We start from the raw sequence: 15300 nt of genomic DNA, 5'->3' as shown, positions 1-15300 counted from the left end.
ACTCACTCACAGGAGAAGCCACCATGGCACGTCTGGCAGGAGTCGACATCCCGCGCGAGAAGCGCGTGGAGATCGCACTGACCTACATCTACGGCGTCGGCCGCACCCGTGCGCTGCAGACGCTCGCGGACACCGGCATCGACGGCAACATCCGCGTCAAGGACCTCAGCGACGACCAGCTCGTCGCGCTGCGCGACTACATCGAGGGCAACTACAAGGTGGAGGGTGACCTTCGCCGCGAGGTCGCCGCCGACATCCGCCGCAAGGTCGAGATCGGCTCGTACGAGGGCCTCCGCCACCGTCGCGGCCTTCCGGTCCGCGGCCAGCGCACCAAGACCAACGCTCGTACCCGCAAGGGCCCGAAGCGCACCGTCGCCGGCAAGAAGAAGGCCGGCCGCAAGTAACCGCTTGTCGCCAGATCTAGGAGATTTCGAACATGGCAGCACCCAAGGCGGCTACTCGCAAGCCGCGCAAGAAGGAAAAGAAGAACATCGCCGTGGGCCAGGCCCACATCAAGTCGACGTTCAACAACACGATCGTCTCGATCACCGACACCAACGGTGCCGTGATCAGCTGGGCCTCCTCCGGTGGCGTCGGCTTCAAGGGCTCGCGCAAGTCGACCCCGTTCGCCGCGCAGCTGGCCGCCGAGTCGGCCGCCCGCCAGGCGCAGGAGCACGGCATGAAGAAGGTCGACGTCTTCGTCAAGGGCCCGGGCTCGGGTCGTGAGACCGCCATCCGCTCGCTCCAGGCCGCGGGCCTCGAGGTCGGCAGCATCAACGACGTGACGCCCCAGGCGCACAACGGCTGCCGCCCGCCGAAGCGCCGTCGCGTCTGACCCTCCGTCCCCGCCCCCGGGCGGCGCCCCCGTGGCGTCGCCCGGGGTGCGGGCCGTTCTCTCACAACTCAAGATCCTTCAAGAACTGCTCGGTGTCATATAGCGGACACCCTGCCGAAAGGAATCCACAGTGCTGATCGCACAGCGCCCGACGCTCACCGAAGAGAACATCTCGGAGTTCCGTTCGCGGTTCGTGATCGAGCCCCTCGAGCCGGGCTTCGGTTACACCCTGGGCAACTCGCTCCGTCGCACCCTCCTCTCCTCGATCCCGGGGGCGGCCGTCACGAGCATCCGCATCGACGGCGTGCTGCACGAGTTCTCGACCGTGCCCGGCGTCAAGGAGGATGTCACCGAGATCATCCTCAACATCAAGAACCTGGTCGTCTCCAGCGAGCACGACGAGCCCATCACCGCCTACCTGCGCAAGCAGGGCGCCGGTGAGGTCACCGCCGCCGACATCTCGGCCCCGGCCGGTGTCGAGGTGCACAACCCCGAGCTCGTCATCGCGACCCTGAACGACTCGGCGAAGTTCGAGCTCGAGCTCACCATCGAGCGCGGCCGCGGCTACGTGTCGGCCCAGCAGAACCGCAACGAGTACAGCGAGGCGGGCCAGATCCCGATCGACTCGATCTACTCGCCGGTGCTGAAGGTCACCTACCGCGTCGAGGCCACCCGTGCCGGCGAGCGCACCGACTTCGACCGCCTCGTGGTCGACGTCGAGTCGAAGCCGGCCATCTCGCCGCGCGACGCGATCGCCTCGGCCGGCCGCACGCTGGTCGAGCTGTTCGGTCTCGCCCGCGAGCTGAACACCGCGGCCGAGGGCATCGAGATCGGCCCCGCGCCGGTCGATGCCGTGCTCTCGAGCGAGCTCTCGATCCCGATCGAGGACCTCGACCTCTCGGTGCGCAGCTACAACTGCCTGAAGCGCGAGGGCATCAACACGGTGTCCGAGCTCGTCGCCCTGTCGGAGTCGCAGCTCATGAACATCCGCAACTTCGGCCAGAAGTCGGTCGACGAGGTCAAGGACAAGCTCACGGAGATGGGGCTGGCCCTCAAGGACTCGGTTCCCGGCTTCGACGGCGCCCACTTCTACACGGGCTTCGACGACGAGAACTAAGCGGTAGCGCCGCCCTAACCCCCCAAGTACTGGAGACAACGAATCATGCCGAAGCCCACCAAGGGCCCCCGCCTCGGAGGCGGCCCCGCGCACGAGCGGCTGCTGCTCGCGAACCTCGCCGCCGCGCTGTTCACGCACAAGTCGATCACGACGACCGAGACCAAGGCCAAGCGCCTGCGTCCGCTCGCCGAGCGCCTGATCACCTTCGCGAAGCGGGGCGACCTGCACGCCCGTCGTCGCGTGCTCGCCGTCATCGGCGACAAGTCGGTCGTCCACGAGCTGTTCGCGGTCATCGCGCCGCAGGTCGCCGACCGTGAGGGCGGCTACACCCGCATCACGAAGATCGGCAACCGCAAGGGCGACAACGCGCCCATGGCGGTCATCGAGCTCGTGCTCGAGCCGGTCGTGAAGAAGCAGCGCGCGGCGAAGCCCGCCGCCGAGACGGCCCCGGCCGCCCCGGTCGAGGAGCCGGCCGAGGAGGCCGCCGCCGAGACCGAGGCTCCCGCCGAGGAGACCGCCGAGACCGAGGCTCCGGCCGAGGAGCAGGCGGAGACCGCTGAGGCCGAGGCCAAGTAACCTCAGCACCCCGTTCGACGGGCCCCGATGCATCGCGCATCGGGGCCCGTCGTCGTCTGAGGCGGCTCGCGCGGCTGCTCGCCCGTCGGCGGGGCAGGATGCGTGGTCGCCCTAAGCTGGAGGACATGGCGAGCACGCGGGATCGGACGGAGCTCGTGCGGCTGCGCCTCGGCATCGCCTACGACGGCGGCGGCTTCGCCGGCTGGAGCACGCAGCCGGGACTGCGCACCGTGCAGGGCGTCGTCGAGCAGGCTCTCGGCACCCTCTTCCGCCGCACCGGCACCGCGCCGCGGCTGACCGTGGCCGGCCGCACCGACGCCGGCGTGCACGCCCTCGGGCAGGTCGCCCACTTCGACGTCGAGCCCGAGGCCCTCGCTGCGGTCACGAAGCCGCGCCGCGGCGACGCCGACTCCGCGGATGCCCCGGATCCGGCCGCCGTGCTGCTGCGCCGGCTCACCGGCATCCTGGGCGCGGCCGAGGCGGACGTCGTGGTGCGCTCCGCGGCCATCGCGCCGGCGGGGTTCGACGCGCGCTTCTCCGCGGTGTGGCGCCGCTACGAGTACCGCATCGCCGACGGCGCCGCGCTGAAGGACCCGCTCGCGCGCAACCGCACGGTCTGGCTGCCGCGCACGCTCGACGCGGCGGCGATGGATGCCTCGGCGCGCTCGCTCGTGGGGCTGCACGACTTCGCCGCCTTCTGCAAGCCCCGGCCCGAGGCGACGACGATCCGCACGCTGCAGGCCTTCGGCTGGGCGCGCGACGCGGACGGCGTGCTCGTGGCGCGGCTGCAGGCCGATGCGTTCTGCCACTCGATGGTGCGCGCGCTGGTCGGCTCGAGCGCGGCCGTGGGGGAGGGGCGGCTCGATGCGGCGGATCCCGCGGCGCTCCTCGCCGCGGCCGAGCGCACGAGCGCGTTCAAGGTGATGCCGGCGAAGGGGCTCGTGCTCACCGAGGTCGGCTACCCGCCCGACGAGGAGCTCGCGGCGCGAGCCGAGCAGACCCGGGCCCGCCGCGAATTGCGGGTCGACGGGGTCGTCGGCTAAACTCTCCCTTTGGTGCCACGGCGCTGGCCTTCGGGTCGACCCCGGGTATCCGAAGCTGAGCCCTCCACCGGGGCGTTCACGCGCATCGCGCACGAACACCCCACCGGAGCGGGATTCACGAACCTCTCACTCGATACAGAAAGCAGCACTCCCGTGACGCGTACGTACACCCCGAAGCAGAGCGAGATCCAGCGCGACTGGCTCGTCATCGACGCCGCCGACATCGTGCTCGGCCGCCTCGCCAGCCACTCCGCCGCCCTGCTCCGCGGCAAGCACAAGGCGATCTTCGCCAACCACGTCGACACCGGCGACTTCGTCATCATCATCAACGCCGAGAAGGTGGCCCTCACCGGCCAGAAGCTCGAGCAGAAGAAGGCCTACCGCCACTCGGGCTACCCGGGCGGCCTCAAGGCCGTCGGGTACGCCGAACTCCTCGAGAAGAACCCCGTCCGCGCCGTCGAGAAGGCGATCCGCGGCATGCTCCCGAAGAACTCGCTCGGTCGGGCCCAGCTCAAGAAGCTGAAGGTCTACGCCGGCCCGGAGCACCCGCACGCGGCTCAGCAGCCGAAGCCGTACACCCTCACCCAGGTCGCGCAGTAAGCGCCCCCTCGACTTCTCGAAAAGGACTCATTACCACCATGGCGAAGATCGCAGACCAGATCGACCAGGCTCCCGAGAGCTACACGACCGAGAGCGCCGCGGCTGAGGCCCCCGCCGCCGCCCGCCCCGTGCTGAACGTCTCGGGCGCGGCCGTCGGTCGCCGCAAGCAGGCCATCGCGCGCGTGCGCGTCGTCCCGGGTGCCGGCGGCATCAAGGTGAACGGCCGCGAGTTCGCGGACTACTTCCCGAACAAGCTCCACCAGCAGCTCATCACCGACCCCTTCACCGTGCTCGAGCTCAACGGCTCGTACGACGTGATCGCCCGCATCACCGGCGGCGGCCCCTCGGGCCAGGCCGGCGCGCTGCGTCTCGCGATCGCTCGCGCGCTCAACGAGATCGACCGCGAGAACAACCGCCCGACCCTGAAGAAGGCCGGCTTCCTCACGCGCGACGCCCGCGTCATCGAGCGCAAGAAGGCCGGTCTCAAGAAGGCGCGCAAGGCTCCGCAGTTCTCGAAGCGTTAATCGCTTCGCCGGACTTTCCGCATGCCTCGGCTATTCGGAACCGACGGGGTCCGGGGCCTGGCCAACCGTGAACTCACGGCTGACCTGGCCCTGGGCCTCGCTCAGGCGGCTGCTGCCGTCCTCACCCAGGGACGCCACGCGGAGGAGAACCGCGCGGCCGGGCGACGTCCCGTTGCCGTCGTCGCACGCGACCCTCGCGTCTCGGGTGAATTCCTCACCGCCGCCGTCGCGGCGGGCCTCGCCTCGAGCGGGGTCGACGTCCTCGACGCGGGCGTGATCCCGACCCCGGCGACCGCGTTCCTTATCGACTCGATCGACGCCGACTTCGGCGTGATGATCTCCGCGTCGCACAACCCGGCCCCCGACAACGGCATCAAGTTCTTCTCGTTCGGCGGCACGAAGCTCCCCGACGAGGTCGAGGACCGCATCGAGGGCTATCTCGGCAAGCAGAAGCTCGCCCCCGTCGGTGACGGCGTCGGCCGCATCCGCCGTTTCGCCGACGCTGAGGACCGCTACGTCGTGCACCTGCTCGGCACGCTGCCGCACCGCCTCGACGGGCTCAAGGTCGTGCTCGACTGCGCCCACGGCGCCGCCGCCGGCGTCTCCCCGGAGACGTTCCGCGACGCGGGCGCCGAGGTGATCGTCATCGGCGCCGACCCCGACGGCATCAACATCAACGACGGCGTCGGCTCGACGCACCTCGGGCCCCTGCAGGCCGCCGTCGTCGAGCACGGCGCCGACCTCGGCATCGCGCACGACGGCGACGCCGACCGCTGCCTCGCCGTCGACGCCGAGGGCAACATCGTCGACGGCGACCGCATCATGGCGATCCTCGCGGTGTCGATGAAGGAGCGCGGCAAGCTCGTCGACGACACCCTCGTCGTGACCGTCATGTCGAACCTGGGCCTGAAGCGCGCGATGGCCGAGCACGGCATCCGCATCGTCGAGACCAAGGTCGGCGACCGCTACGTCCTCGAGGAGCTCACGGCCGGCGGCTACGCCCTCGGCGGCGAGCAGTCGGGGCACGTGATCATGAGTGAGTTCGCGACCACCGGCGACGGCGTGCTCACCGGCCTGCACCTCGCGGCCGAGGTCGCGCGCACGGGCAAGTCGCTCGCGGAGCTCGCCTCGGTGATGCGCGTGTACCCGCAGGTGCTCGTGAACGTCCGCGACGTCGACCACCACGCGCTGCACGACAGCGCCGGCATCGCCGCGGCGGTCGCCGCCGCCGAGGCCGAGCTCGGCGACTCCGGTCGCGTGCTGCTGCGCCCGAGCGGCACCGAGCCCATGGTGCGCGTCATGGTCGAGGCGGCCGAGCAGGCCGAGGCCGACCGGCACGCGGCCGCGCTCGCCGAGGTCGTGAGCGTCGAGCTCGCGCGCTGATCCGCACCGTGCGGGTGCCGACGAGGCATCCGGAGCCGGCATCGCGAATCGCCCGTTCCCCGAGTGGGCGGGCGATTCGGCGTTCCGACGTGCGGGCCGCGCTCAGAGCTTGCGCAGCAGGACGCTCGACACGGTGTGGTCGGCGCTCTTGCGCAGCACGAGCGAGGCCCGGGAGCGGGTCGGGCGCACGTTCTGCAGCAGGTTCGGCTCGTTGATCGCGTGCCAGATCTCCCGGGCGCGCTGACGTGCCTCCTCCTCGGAGAGGGCGGCGTAGCGGTGGAAGTACGATCGCGGGTTCGCGAAGGCGCCCCGTTGCAGCTTGAGGAAGCGCTCCTCGTACCAGCGGGCGATGTCGCTCGTGCGCGCGTCGACGTAGATCGTGAAGTCGAAGAGGTCGCTCACGGCGAGGCGATGGCCGGGCCCGGGCGGCTGCAGCACGTTCAAACCCTCGACGATGAGCACGTCGGGCCGCCGCACGGTGATCTGCGCGTCGGGCACGATGTCGTAGGCGAGGTGCGAGTAGAACGGGGCGCGCACTTCGGCGGCGCCGGCCTTCACCTCGCTCACGAAGCGCAGCAGGGCGCGCCGGTCGTACGACTCCGGGAAGCCCTTCCGCGCCATCAGCCCGCGCCGTTCGAGCTCCGCGTTCGGGAAGAGGAAGCCGTCGGTGGTCACGAGCTCGACCCGGGGCGTGTGCTCCCAGCGGGCGAGGAGCTCGCGGAGCAGACGCGCGATCGTCGACTTGCCGACCGCGACCGAGCCGGCCACGCCGATGACGAACGGAGTCGGGGCGAACTGCTCGCGGAGGAACTCGCTCGTCACCTTGTGCAGCGCCTTCGTGCCGCCGACGTAGAGGTTCAGCAGTCGCGACAGCGGCAGGTACACCTCGGCGACCTCGCGGGGGTCGAGCGGCTCGCCGAGCCCGCGCAGTTGCACGAGCTCGGTCTCCTGGAGCGGTGAGGGCATCGACGGCGCGAGCGCAGCCCAGTCGGAGCGGTCGAGCTCGATGAACGGCGACAGCTGCGGGGCGTTCGACGCGGCGTGATGCTGGTCCGGCACCCGCACAGTCTAGTGAGGGGCGCGGTCGGCGCCCGACCGTGCGGCGCTCGTCCAGGATCTCGCCGCTAGGATCGTGCGCATGTGTGGAATCGTCGGATACGTGGGCGCCCGTTCGAGCGTCGACGTCCTCATGGGTGGCCTGCGCCGCCTGGAATACCGTGGCTACGACTCGGCCGGGGTGGCCATCATCGGCGCCGAGGGCGAGCTCGCCACGGCGAAGCGCGCCGGCAAGCTGAAGGTCCTCGCCGACGCCCTGGAGCAGCAGCCCCTCGAAGCGGGCGGCACCGGCATCGGGCACACCCGCTGGGCCACGCACGGCGGCCCCACCGACGCGAACGCGCACCCGCACCTCGCCGACGAGGGCCGGCTCGCGCTCATCCACAACGGCATCATCGAGAACTTCTCCGAGCTGAAGCAGGAACTGCTCGACGAGGGCTTCAGCTTCGCCTCCGAGACCGACACCGAGGTCGCGGCGGTGCTGCTCGGCCGCGAGGTGCGCCGCACCGGCGACCTGCGCGCCGCGTTCCGCGCGACCGTGCAGCGGCTCGAGGGCGCGTTCACGCTCCTCGCCGTGCACCGCGACGAGCCTGGGCTCGTCGTCGGCGCGCGCCGCAACTCGCCGCTCGTGCTGGGTCTCGGCGAGGGCGAGAACTTCCTCGGCTCCGACGTCGCCGCCTTCGTGGAGTTCACGAAGCGCGCCGTCGCGATCGGCCAGGACCAGATCGTCGAGCTCACCGCCGACGAGGTGCGCGTCACCGACTTCGAGGGTGCACCGGTCGAGGTCGAACCCTTCGAGGTCGCCTGGGACGCGTCCGCCGCCGAGAAGGGCGGCTGGTCCTCGTTCATGCGCAAGGAGGTGGCCGAGCAGCCCGACGCCGTCGCGAACACCGTGCGCGGCCGTATCGCCGACGAGCAGGTCGTCATCCCCGAGCTCGAGGCGCTCGGCGACGAGGAGCTGCGGGCCGTCCGCCGCATCACGATCGTCGCCTGCGGCACGGCCTCCTACGCGGGCCTTGTCGCGAAGTACGCGATCGAGCAGTGGGCGCGGGTGCCCGTCGAGGTCGAGCTGAGCCACGAGTTCCGCTACCGCGAGCCGGTCATCGAGCAGGACACCCTCGTCCTCTCGATCAGCCAGTCCGGCGAGACGATGGACACGCTGATGGCCGTGAAGTACGCCCGCGAGATGGGTGCGAAGACGGTCTCGGTCTGCAACACCCAGGGCGCGACCATCCCGCGCGAGTCCGACGCGGTCGTCTACACGCACGCGGGGCCCGAGGTCGCCGTGGCGTCGACGAAGGCGTTCGTCGCGCAGATCACCGCGCTGTACCTCTTCGGCCTGCACCTCGCGCGCGTGCGCGGCACCCTGACCGCCGGCGAGCTCGCCGTGCAGCTGCACGAGCTGCAGGCGGTGCCCGAGAAGCTCGCCTCGGTGCTCGAGGAGTCCGAGAAGGTCGCGCAGCTCGCGCACTGGATGGCCGACACGCGCTCGGTGCTCTTCCTCGGCCGCCACGTCGGCTACCCGATCGCCCTCGAGGGCGCGCTGAAGCTCAAGGAGCTCGCGTACATCCACGCCGAGGGCTTCGCCGCCGGCGAGCTGAAGCACGGGCCGATCGCCCTGATCGAGCCCGGTCAGCCGGTGTTCGTCGTGGTGCCGAGCCCGCGCCACCCGAACAGCCTGCACCCGAAGGTCGTCTCGAACATCCAGGAGATCCGCGCTCGCGGCGCCCGCGTCATCGCGATCGCCGAGGCCGGCGACGCGGCCGTGCTGCCCTTCGCCGACGAGGTCATCCGCATCCCGCTCGCCGCGCCGCTCTTCGAGCCGCTGCTCGCGGTCGTGCCGCTGCAGGTGTTCGCGATGGAGCTCGCGCAGGCCAAGGGCCTCGACGTGGACCAGCCGCGGAACCTCGCGAAGTCCGTGACGGTGGAGTGACCGGGAGCGCATGAACGACGGGGGCTGTGTGAGCGACGGAGCACGCGAATGATCGCGGGCATCGGCATCGACGTGGTCGATCTCGACCGCTTCGAGCGGTCGATCCGTCGCACCCCGGCCCTCGTCGAACGCCTGTTCGCCGAGAGCGAACGTGGCCGCTCGCCGCGCTCGCTCGCCGCGCGCTTCGCGGCGAAGGAGGCGCTCATCAAGGCCCTCGGCGGGCACGCGGTCCTGCGCTGGCAGGAGATGCGGGTCGTGCAGGATGCCGACGGCAACCCGGGCTTCGAGGTCACCGGCGGGCTCGCCGCGCACCTCGACGCCCTCGGCATCGACACGCTGCACCTCTCGATGAGCCACGACGCGGGCATCGCGAGCGCCTTCGTGGTGCTCGAACGGAGCGGGGGAGCGGGCGGATGACGGAGCGACCCTTCCGCGAGGCGCTCATCGACCTCGACGCCGTGACCGCGAACGTGCGCACGCTCGCCGAGCGGCTCGGCGGCACGGCGGTGATGGCGGTCGTGAAGGCCGACGCCTACGGCCACGGCGCGGTGCCCGTCGCCCGCGCAGCGCTCGCCGGCGGAGCCGCCTGGCTGGGCACCGCCGACCTCGGCGAGGCCTTCGAGCTGCGCGCCGCCGGCATCGACGCGCCCATCCTCGCCTGGCTGCACGACCCGGGCGCCGATTTCGGCCCCGCGATCACGGCCGGCATCGACCTCGGGCTCTCCGCCGAGGCGCAGCTGCACCGGGCCGCGGACGCCGCGCGCGCGGCCGGCCGCCCCGCGGCGGTGCACCTGAAGATCGACACGGGCCTCAGCCGCAACGGCGTGCAGCCCGACGAGTGGGCCGGCGCCGTCGCCGCGGCCGCCGCGCTCGAACGGGCGGGCCTCGTCCGCATCCGCGGCGTCTTCAGCCACCTCGCGAACACCTCCGCCGAGGCCGACGCCGCCCAGCTCGCCGCCTTCGAGCGCGCGCTCGCCGTGGCCGGCGAGGCGGGCCTGCGGCCCGAGCTCCGGCACATCGCCTCGACCGCCGGGGCGCTCACCCGCCCGGAGGCCCGCTACGACCTCGTCCGGCTCGGCATCGCCTGCTACGGCATCCCGCCCTTCGCCGACGGCACGAGCTCGGCCGAGCTGGGCCTCGTGCCGGTGATGACCCTCCGCGGCCGGGTCGCCGCGGTGCGGCGAATCGCCGCGGGCGACGGGGTCTCCTACGGGCACACCTGGCGCGCGGAACGCCCGACCACGCTCGCGCTCGTCCCGCTCGGCTACGCCGACGGCATCCCCCGGCAGGCCTCCGGCCGCGGCGAGGTGCTGCTGGCGGGCGCCCGCCGCCCCGTCGTGGGCCGGATCGCGATGGACCAGTTCCTCGTCGACGTCGGCGACGACGCGGTCGAGGTCGGCGACGAGGTCGTGCTCTTCGGCGACCCGGCGACCGGTGCCCCCTCGGCCGACGACTGGGGCGTCGCCGCCGACACGATCGGCTACGAGATCGTCACCCGGATCGGCCCGCGCGTCCCGCGCGGCTACCTCGGCGGCGCGTGATGCGGCTCGAGATCGCCGACACCGAGCAGATGGAGGCCTTCGGCCGCCGGCTCGGCGCCGTGCTGCGCGCGGGCGACCTCGTGCTGCTCACCGGCCCGCTCGGGGCCGGCAAGACGACGCTCACCCGGGGGATCGGCGAGGGCCTCGGCATCCGCGGTCCCGTGCAGAGCCCGACCTTCGTGCTCGCCCGCACCCACCCGAGCCTCGTCGGCGGCGCGCCGCTCGTGCACGTCGACGCGTACCGGCTGAGCGACGCACTCGAGCTCGACGACCTCGACCTCGACTTCGACGGCTCCGTCGTCGTGGCGGAGTGGGCCGCCGGCCTCGTCGACGAGTCGCACCCGGCCTGGCTCGAGGTCGTCATCGAACGGCGCACCGGCGCCGACGCCGAGCCGTCGGCCGAGCTCGACCTCGAGGCCGACGAGCCCCGCACGCTCACCCTGCGCGGCCCCCTCCTCGAACGAATTCAGGAACATCCGGCGGATACGCGCGAGGAGTTGGCGCACCCGGGCCCGGATTCCGCGGATGCCGATCGGGCCGCTCCTGAGTTGCGCGAGGGACGGGGCGAATAGGCTGGAGGCATGCTCCTCGCCATCGACACCTCGGCCGGCACGAGCGTCGCCGTGGTCGATCGCGACGGCGGCGTGCTCGACCAGCGCGGCACCGCCGATGCGATGCGGCACGCCGAGGTCATCGGCGAGCTCATCGCCGAGACGCTCGCGGCCGCGGGCGTCGCCCCCGCGCAGCTCTCCGGCGTCGCGGTCGGCATGGGGCCCGGCCCGTACACGGGCCTCCGGGTCGGCATCGCCGCCGCACGCGCCTTCGCGATCGGCATCGGCCGCCCGCTGGTTCCCGTGCCGAGCCACGACGCCGTCGCCTGGGCGCACCTCGGCGCGGGCGGGGCATCCGCCCTGCAGGTCGTGACCGACGCGCGCCGCCGCGAACTCGCCGTCTCCGAGTACCTCGGGCTCGACGCCGACGGCCTGCCGGTGCGCACCGCCGGCCCCGTGCTCGTGCCGCGCGACGAGGTGCCCGCCTTCGACGGCGTGCGGATCGACGCGGCCGAGGTGCCGGCCGGCGGCATCGGCATGCTCGCCGAGCTGGCCTTCGCGGCCCGCCGCCTGCCCCTCGCCGACGACACGGCGATCTACCTGCGCGAGCCCGACGTCACGCCGTCGGCCGGCAAGCGGGTGACCCCGTGAGCGTGCTGCTCCGCCGCGCCCGCCCGAGCGATCTCGGCGCGATCATGCGCCTCGAGCGCGACACCTTCACCGAGGACGCCTGGCCCGAGGACGCGATGCGCCGCGAGCTCGCGAGCGAGCACGGCTTCTACCTGGTCGCCGTCGACGGGGAGGCCGAGGCGGATGCCGCGCCCGACGCCGTGTACGGCTACGCGGGGCTGCTCGCACCGCGGGGGAGCGGGCAGGGCGACATCCAGACGATCGCCGTCGAGCCCGCGCATCGGGGCACCGGCCTGGGCCGCGTGCTCATGCAGGCGCTCATCGCCGAGGCGCGTCGCCGCGACGCGGTGCAGGTTTTCCTCGAGGTCCGCGCCGACAACCCCGTGGCCCGCGGCCTCTACACCTCGCTCGGCTTCACGGAGCTCGGCGTGCGGCCCCGCTACTACCGGAACGGCGTCGACGCGGTGCTGATGCGCCTCGAGGTGCCCGAGCCCGTCACCCGCCCGGCCGATTCCCGGCCCGCCGACCCGATCGAGGAGGCCCAGTCGTGAACCGCAGCGCCCCGCTCGTGCTCGGCATCGAGACGAGCTGCGACGAGACCGGCGTCGGCATCGTCCGCGGCACCGAGCTGCTCGCGAACACGATCGCCTCCTCGATGGACGAGCACGCCAGGTACGGCGGCGTCGTGCCCGAGGTCGCCGCGCGGGCGCACCTCGAAGCGCTCGAGCCGACGATCCGGCAGGCGCTCGCCGAGGCATCCGTCTCCCTCGACGAGCTCGACGCGGTCGCGGTCACGAGCGGGCCGGGGCTCGCCGGCGCGCTCATGGTCGGCGTGGGCGCCGCGAAGGCGCTCGCCGTCTCGCTGGGCGTGCCGATCTACGCGGTGAACCACCTCGTCGGGCATGTCGGCGCCGATCTGCTCGACACGGCGGCCCCGCTCGAGACGCCCACGATCGCGCTGCTCGTCTCGGGCGGGCACACCTCGCTGCTGCTCGTGCGCGACCTCGTCTCCGACGTGGAGCTGCTCGGCGAGACCATCGACGACGCGGCCGGCGAGGCCTTCGACAAGGTGGCCCGGCTGCTCGGCCTGCCCTACCCGGGCGGCCCCGAGATCGATCGCGCCGCGGTCGGCGGGGACCCCGCCGCCATCCGCTTCCCCCGCGGCCTGACGAAGCCGAAGGACCTCGAGCGCCACCGCTACGACTTCAGCTTCTCGGGCCTCAAGACCGCGGTCGCCCGCTGGGTCGAGCAGCGCGAGGCCGCCGGCGAGCCCGTGCCGGTCGCCGATGTCGCGGCGAGCTTCCGCGAGGCCGTCGTCGACGTGCTGACCGCGAAGGCCGTCGACGCGTGCCGCGAGCTCGGCGTCCCGCGCCTGCTGCTCGGCGGCGGCGTCATCGCGAACGCCCGGCTGCGCGAGCTGGCCGCCGAGCGCGCCGCGGCGGCCGGCATCGAGCTGCGCATCCCGCCGCTCTCGCTCTGCACCGACAACGGCGCGATGATCGCGGCGCTCGGCGCGCAGCTCATCATGGGCGGGCACGAGCCGTCGACGCTCGGCTTCGGCGCCGACTCGACGCTGCCGGTCACCGAGATCCAGGCCTGACCGGGCGGCGCGCTGGCGCCCTCGCGCCGGGGAATGGCCCGCGCTAGGCTTGGCGCAGAGGCCGGATGCCTCGGGGGGAACTGCGCCTGAAGCGGCGCGACCGGGCAGCCGAGCACGAGGAGGGCCAGCGATGAGCGATCCCAGGCAGAACTCCGACCCGGCGTTCACGCCGGCGTCGGCCGACTTCGGCATGGCGACCTCGGCGACGCCACCCGAGGACCCGATCGTTCCCAACTACGTCGACCAGGAGTCGCGCATCCCGGCGCCGGCCAAGACGAACACCCTCGCGGTCGTGTCGCTGGTCGCCTCGCTCGCGGGTCTGCTCACCGGGTTCGGCTTCATCGTCGGCATCATCTGCGGCCACATCTCGCTCAGCCAGATCAAGCAGCGAGGCGAGGAGGGCCGCGGCGCGGCGCTCGCCGGCACCATCATCGGCTACGTCGGCGTCGCGCTCTCGGTCATCGCCATCATCGTCGTCATCGTCGTGGTGGCGGCCGCCGCCACGATGTCCAACGTCAGCGTCAGCGGCTGAGCCGCCGCAGATCCCGACCCCAGCCGTCCCGCGCTCCGCGCGCGACACGAGAGGCACGCACATGAGCGACCAGAACACCCCGCAGACCCCGGCCGAGCCCGAGCCGAGCGCCGCCGGCACCCCCGAGGTGCCCTCGGCGCCCGAGCCGCCGGCCTCGCCCGAGCCGCCTGCGACGCCCGCCGCGCCCGAGCCCCCGGCGGCTCCGACGCCGCCGTCGTACGGTGCGCCCGAGGCCCCGGCGCCCGAGGCTCCGGCGTACGGCGCCCCGCAGCCGCCCGCCGCCGCCCCGGCTCCGCCGGCGTACGGCCAGCCGCAGCAGCCCTACGGCCAGCAGCCCTACGGCCAGCAGCAGCCCTACGGCCAGCAGCAGTACGCGCAGCAGCCCGGCTACGGGCAGCAGCCCGGCTACGGGCAGCAGCCCTACGGCCAGCAGCCCGGCTACGCCGCGTACGCCCCGGCCCCGGCGGCGCCCACGCCCACGCTCAGCATCATCTCGATGATCGGCGGCATCCTCGGCCTGCTGGGCAGCCTGTTCTACGGCTTCGGCGCGCTCTTCTCGATCGCGGCCATCGTGCTCGGCTTCCTCGGCCGCAAGAAGGAGCCGGCGGCCAAGGGCTTCTGGCTCACCGGCCTCATCACCGGCTTCGTGGGCATCGCGATCGGCCTGCTCTGGGTCATCGGCATCGTGATCTTCTTCATCGTGCTCGCCGCGTCGACCAGTAGCTACCCGTACTGATCGGAATCGCCCTGTCCGAATCGAACGATCGTTCGGGGGACCCGTCGGACGACGGGACCCCCGAGCGCTTCGACCCCACGCGGCCGCTCGCGCCCTACGAGCCGGCCGAGCCGACCTTCCGCGGCGAGCCCGCCGTGCGCGAGGCCCTCGGCGGCGCGACCGGGCGCCGGCGCCGCCCCGACGACGAAGGCGCGGCTGGCGCACCGGCGGCGGAGCCGCGCCGGCTCGACGAGCCGCCGACCGCGATCGAGCAGCGCGAGTACGAGGTGCCCGTCGACACCGGGCAGCTGCGCTCGCTCTCGACTGGGCAGCTGCTGCTCGTGCATCGGCCGCCCCTGCCCGAACCGGTCGAGCACGTCGACGTCGCCGACGATGACGACGCGCAGCGGCGGGTCTACAGCTGGATCTCGGTGATCACCGGCACGATCGGCGGCATCGCCTCGCTCTTCGTGGGCTGGATGCTGCCCGTCTCGCTCGCCGCGATCGTCTTCGGCGTGCTCGGCCTCCGCCGCGAGGAGCACGGTCGCACGCTCGCCTTCGCGGGCATCGGCACCGGCCTCGGCGGGCTCGTGTTCTCGGCCGTGTGGATCGGCTACTACGCGATCGTCTTCGGCGCGCTCCCGCGCTGAGGCCCGGCGGCCCG

The 15300-nt window shown here is 72.7% G+C and carries 19 protein-coding genes; 18 read left to right on the top strand and 1 reads right to left on the bottom strand.

Annotated features, from left to right (window positions below; translation table 11 throughout):
* Positions 1 to 23: 23 nt before the first annotated feature.
* From rpsM to glmM, 8 genes are all read left to right on the top strand, one after another.
* Positions 24 to 404, top strand: coding sequence for a 30S ribosomal protein S13 (rpsM, locus tag ACFWE1_RS04635; protein WP_243567479.1), 381 nt, complete (start codon positions 24 to 26; stop codon positions 402 to 404).
* Positions 405 to 436: 32 nt separating this feature from the next.
* Positions 437 to 835: a 30S ribosomal protein S11 gene (rpsK, locus tag ACFWE1_RS04630; protein WP_022889749.1), complete on the top strand. Its 399-nt coding sequence runs from the start codon at positions 437 to 439 to the stop codon at positions 833 to 835.
* A 130-nt stretch (positions 836 to 965) separates the two neighbouring features.
* Positions 966 to 1952, top strand: a complete 987-nt coding sequence (locus ACFWE1_RS04625; protein WP_189083732.1) for a DNA-directed RNA polymerase subunit alpha — start codon at positions 966 to 968, stop codon at positions 1950 to 1952.
* A gap of 45 nt (positions 1953 to 1997) precedes the next feature.
* On the top strand, positions 1998 to 2528 hold the full coding sequence (rplQ, locus tag ACFWE1_RS04620; protein WP_376932340.1) for a 50S ribosomal protein L17: 531 nt from the start codon (positions 1998 to 2000) through the stop codon (positions 2526 to 2528).
* 125 nt (positions 2529 to 2653) lie between these two features.
* Positions 2654 to 3571, top strand: coding sequence for a tRNA pseudouridine synthase A (locus tag ACFWE1_RS04615; protein ID WP_376932339.1), 918 nt, complete (start codon positions 2654 to 2656; stop codon positions 3569 to 3571).
* Positions 3572 to 3724: 153 nt separating this feature from the next.
* Positions 3725 to 4171, top strand: a complete 447-nt coding sequence (gene rplM, locus ACFWE1_RS04610) for a 50S ribosomal protein L13 (protein WP_189083735.1) — start codon at positions 3725 to 3727, stop codon at positions 4169 to 4171.
* A gap of 38 nt (positions 4172 to 4209) precedes the next feature.
* On the top strand, positions 4210 to 4695 hold the full coding sequence (rpsI, locus tag ACFWE1_RS04605) for a 30S ribosomal protein S9 (protein WP_189083736.1): 486 nt from the start codon (positions 4210 to 4212) through the stop codon (positions 4693 to 4695).
* 21 nt (positions 4696 to 4716) lie between these two features.
* Entirely contained in the window at positions 4717 to 6078 is a 1362-nt protein-coding gene (glmM, locus tag ACFWE1_RS04600; protein ID WP_376932338.1) for a phosphoglucosamine mutase, read from the top strand.
* 102 nt (positions 6079 to 6180) lie between these two features.
* Here the strand turns inward: glmM and coaA are convergent, their stop codons facing one another.
* Entirely contained in the window at positions 6181 to 7137 is a 957-nt protein-coding gene (gene coaA / locus ACFWE1_RS04595; protein WP_376932337.1) for a type I pantothenate kinase, read from the bottom strand.
* Between the two features lie 79 nt (positions 7138 to 7216).
* Between coaA and glmS the strand changes: the two genes are divergently transcribed.
* From glmS to ACFWE1_RS04545, 10 genes are all read left to right on the top strand, one after another.
* Positions 7217 to 9067, top strand: coding sequence for a glutamine--fructose-6-phosphate transaminase (isomerizing) (gene glmS / locus ACFWE1_RS04590; RefSeq protein ID WP_376932336.1), 1851 nt, complete (start codon positions 7217 to 7219; stop codon positions 9065 to 9067).
* Positions 9068 to 9115: 48 nt separating this feature from the next.
* The gene (locus tag ACFWE1_RS04585) at positions 9116 to 9484 is read left to right on the top strand and encodes a holo-ACP synthase (protein WP_376932335.1); all 369 of its coding nucleotides are present in this window, start codon (positions 9116 to 9118) and stop codon (positions 9482 to 9484) included.
* Positions 9481 to 10608 (top strand): alanine racemase, encoded by a 1128-nt coding sequence (alr, locus tag ACFWE1_RS04580; RefSeq protein WP_376932334.1) that lies wholly within the window; start codon positions 9481 to 9483, stop codon positions 10606 to 10608. The genes ACFWE1_RS04585 and alr overlap by 4 nt, the downstream gene beginning before the upstream one ends.
* The gene (tsaE, locus tag ACFWE1_RS04575) at positions 10608 to 11180 is read left to right on the top strand and encodes a tRNA (adenosine(37)-N6)-threonylcarbamoyltransferase complex ATPase subunit type 1 TsaE (protein WP_376932333.1); all 573 of its coding nucleotides are present in this window, start codon (positions 10608 to 10610) and stop codon (positions 11178 to 11180) included. The genes alr and tsaE overlap by 1 nt, the downstream gene beginning before the upstream one ends.
* Positions 11181 to 11189: 9 nt before the next feature.
* On the top strand, positions 11190 to 11810 hold the full coding sequence (gene tsaB, locus ACFWE1_RS04570) for a tRNA (adenosine(37)-N6)-threonylcarbamoyltransferase complex dimerization subunit type 1 TsaB (protein ID WP_376932332.1): 621 nt from the start codon (positions 11190 to 11192) through the stop codon (positions 11808 to 11810).
* Positions 11807 to 12340: a ribosomal protein S18-alanine N-acetyltransferase gene (rimI, locus tag ACFWE1_RS04565; protein WP_376932331.1), complete on the top strand. Its 534-nt coding sequence runs from the start codon at positions 11807 to 11809 to the stop codon at positions 12338 to 12340. The genes tsaB and rimI overlap by 4 nt, the downstream gene beginning before the upstream one ends.
* Positions 12337 to 13389 carry a tRNA (adenosine(37)-N6)-threonylcarbamoyltransferase complex transferase subunit TsaD gene (gene tsaD, locus ACFWE1_RS04560; RefSeq protein ID WP_376932330.1) on the top strand — a complete coding sequence of 351 codons (1053 nt, stop codon included), beginning with the start codon at positions 12337 to 12339 and terminating at the stop codon, positions 13387 to 13389. Before rimI ends, tsaD begins: the two co-directional genes overlap by 4 nt.
* A 130-nt stretch (positions 13390 to 13519) precedes the next feature.
* Positions 13520 to 13921, top strand: coding sequence for a DUF4190 domain-containing protein (locus ACFWE1_RS04555; RefSeq protein ID WP_376932329.1), 402 nt, complete (start codon positions 13520 to 13522; stop codon positions 13919 to 13921).
* Positions 13922 to 13982: 61 nt separating this feature from the next.
* A complete protein-coding gene (locus ACFWE1_RS04550; protein WP_376932328.1) occupies positions 13983 to 14657 on the top strand; it encodes a hypothetical protein in 675 nt (224 codons plus the stop codon).
* Between the two features lie 134 nt (positions 14658 to 14791).
* Positions 14792 to 15286 carry a hypothetical protein gene (locus ACFWE1_RS04545; RefSeq protein WP_376932327.1) on the top strand — a complete coding sequence of 165 codons (495 nt, stop codon included), beginning with the start codon at positions 14792 to 14794 and terminating at the stop codon, positions 15284 to 15286.
* Positions 15287 to 15300: the final 14 nt, after the last annotated feature.

The organism is Agromyces sp. NPDC060279 (assembly GCF_042726785.1).
GTDB lineage: Bacteria > Actinomycetota > Actinomycetes > Actinomycetales > Microbacteriaceae > Agromyces.
The sequence above is the reverse complement of the archived record's forward strand: the minus strand, read 5'-3'. Positions and strand labels throughout refer to the sequence as shown.

Coding starts and splice junctions, on each gene's coding strand:
- tsaE (WP_376932333.1), top strand. CDS start 10,608: ATGCGGCTCGAGATCGCCGACACCGAGCAGATGGAGGCCTTCGGCCGC.
- ACFWE1_RS04550 (WP_376932328.1), top strand. CDS start 13,983: ATGAGCGACCAGAACACCCCGCAGACCCCGGCCGAGCCCGAGCCGAGC.
- glmS (WP_376932336.1), top strand. CDS start 7,217: ATGTGTGGAATCGTCGGATACGTGGGCGCCCGTTCGAGCGTCGACGTC.
- rpsM (WP_243567479.1), top strand. CDS start 24: ATGGCACGTCTGGCAGGAGTCGACATCCCGCGCGAGAAGCGCGTGGAG.
- rplQ (WP_376932340.1), top strand. CDS start 1,998: ATGCCGAAGCCCACCAAGGGCCCCCGCCTCGGAGGCGGCCCCGCGCAC.
- glmM (WP_376932338.1), top strand. CDS start 4,717: ATGCCTCGGCTATTCGGAACCGACGGGGTCCGGGGCCTGGCCAACCGT.
- ACFWE1_RS04555 (WP_376932329.1), top strand. CDS start 13,520: ATGAGCGATCCCAGGCAGAACTCCGACCCGGCGTTCACGCCGGCGTCG.
- rpsI (WP_189083736.1), top strand. CDS start 4,210: ATGGCGAAGATCGCAGACCAGATCGACCAGGCTCCCGAGAGCTACACG.
- rpsK (WP_022889749.1), top strand. CDS start 437: ATGGCAGCACCCAAGGCGGCTACTCGCAAGCCGCGCAAGAAGGAAAAG.
- tsaB (WP_376932332.1), top strand. CDS start 11,190: ATGCTCCTCGCCATCGACACCTCGGCCGGCACGAGCGTCGCCGTGGTC.
- ACFWE1_RS04615 (WP_376932339.1), top strand. CDS start 2,654: ATGGCGAGCACGCGGGATCGGACGGAGCTCGTGCGGCTGCGCCTCGGC.
- alr (WP_376932334.1), top strand. CDS start 9,481: ATGACGGAGCGACCCTTCCGCGAGGCGCTCATCGACCTCGACGCCGTG.
- ACFWE1_RS04585 (WP_376932335.1), top strand. CDS start 9,116: ATGATCGCGGGCATCGGCATCGACGTGGTCGATCTCGACCGCTTCGAG.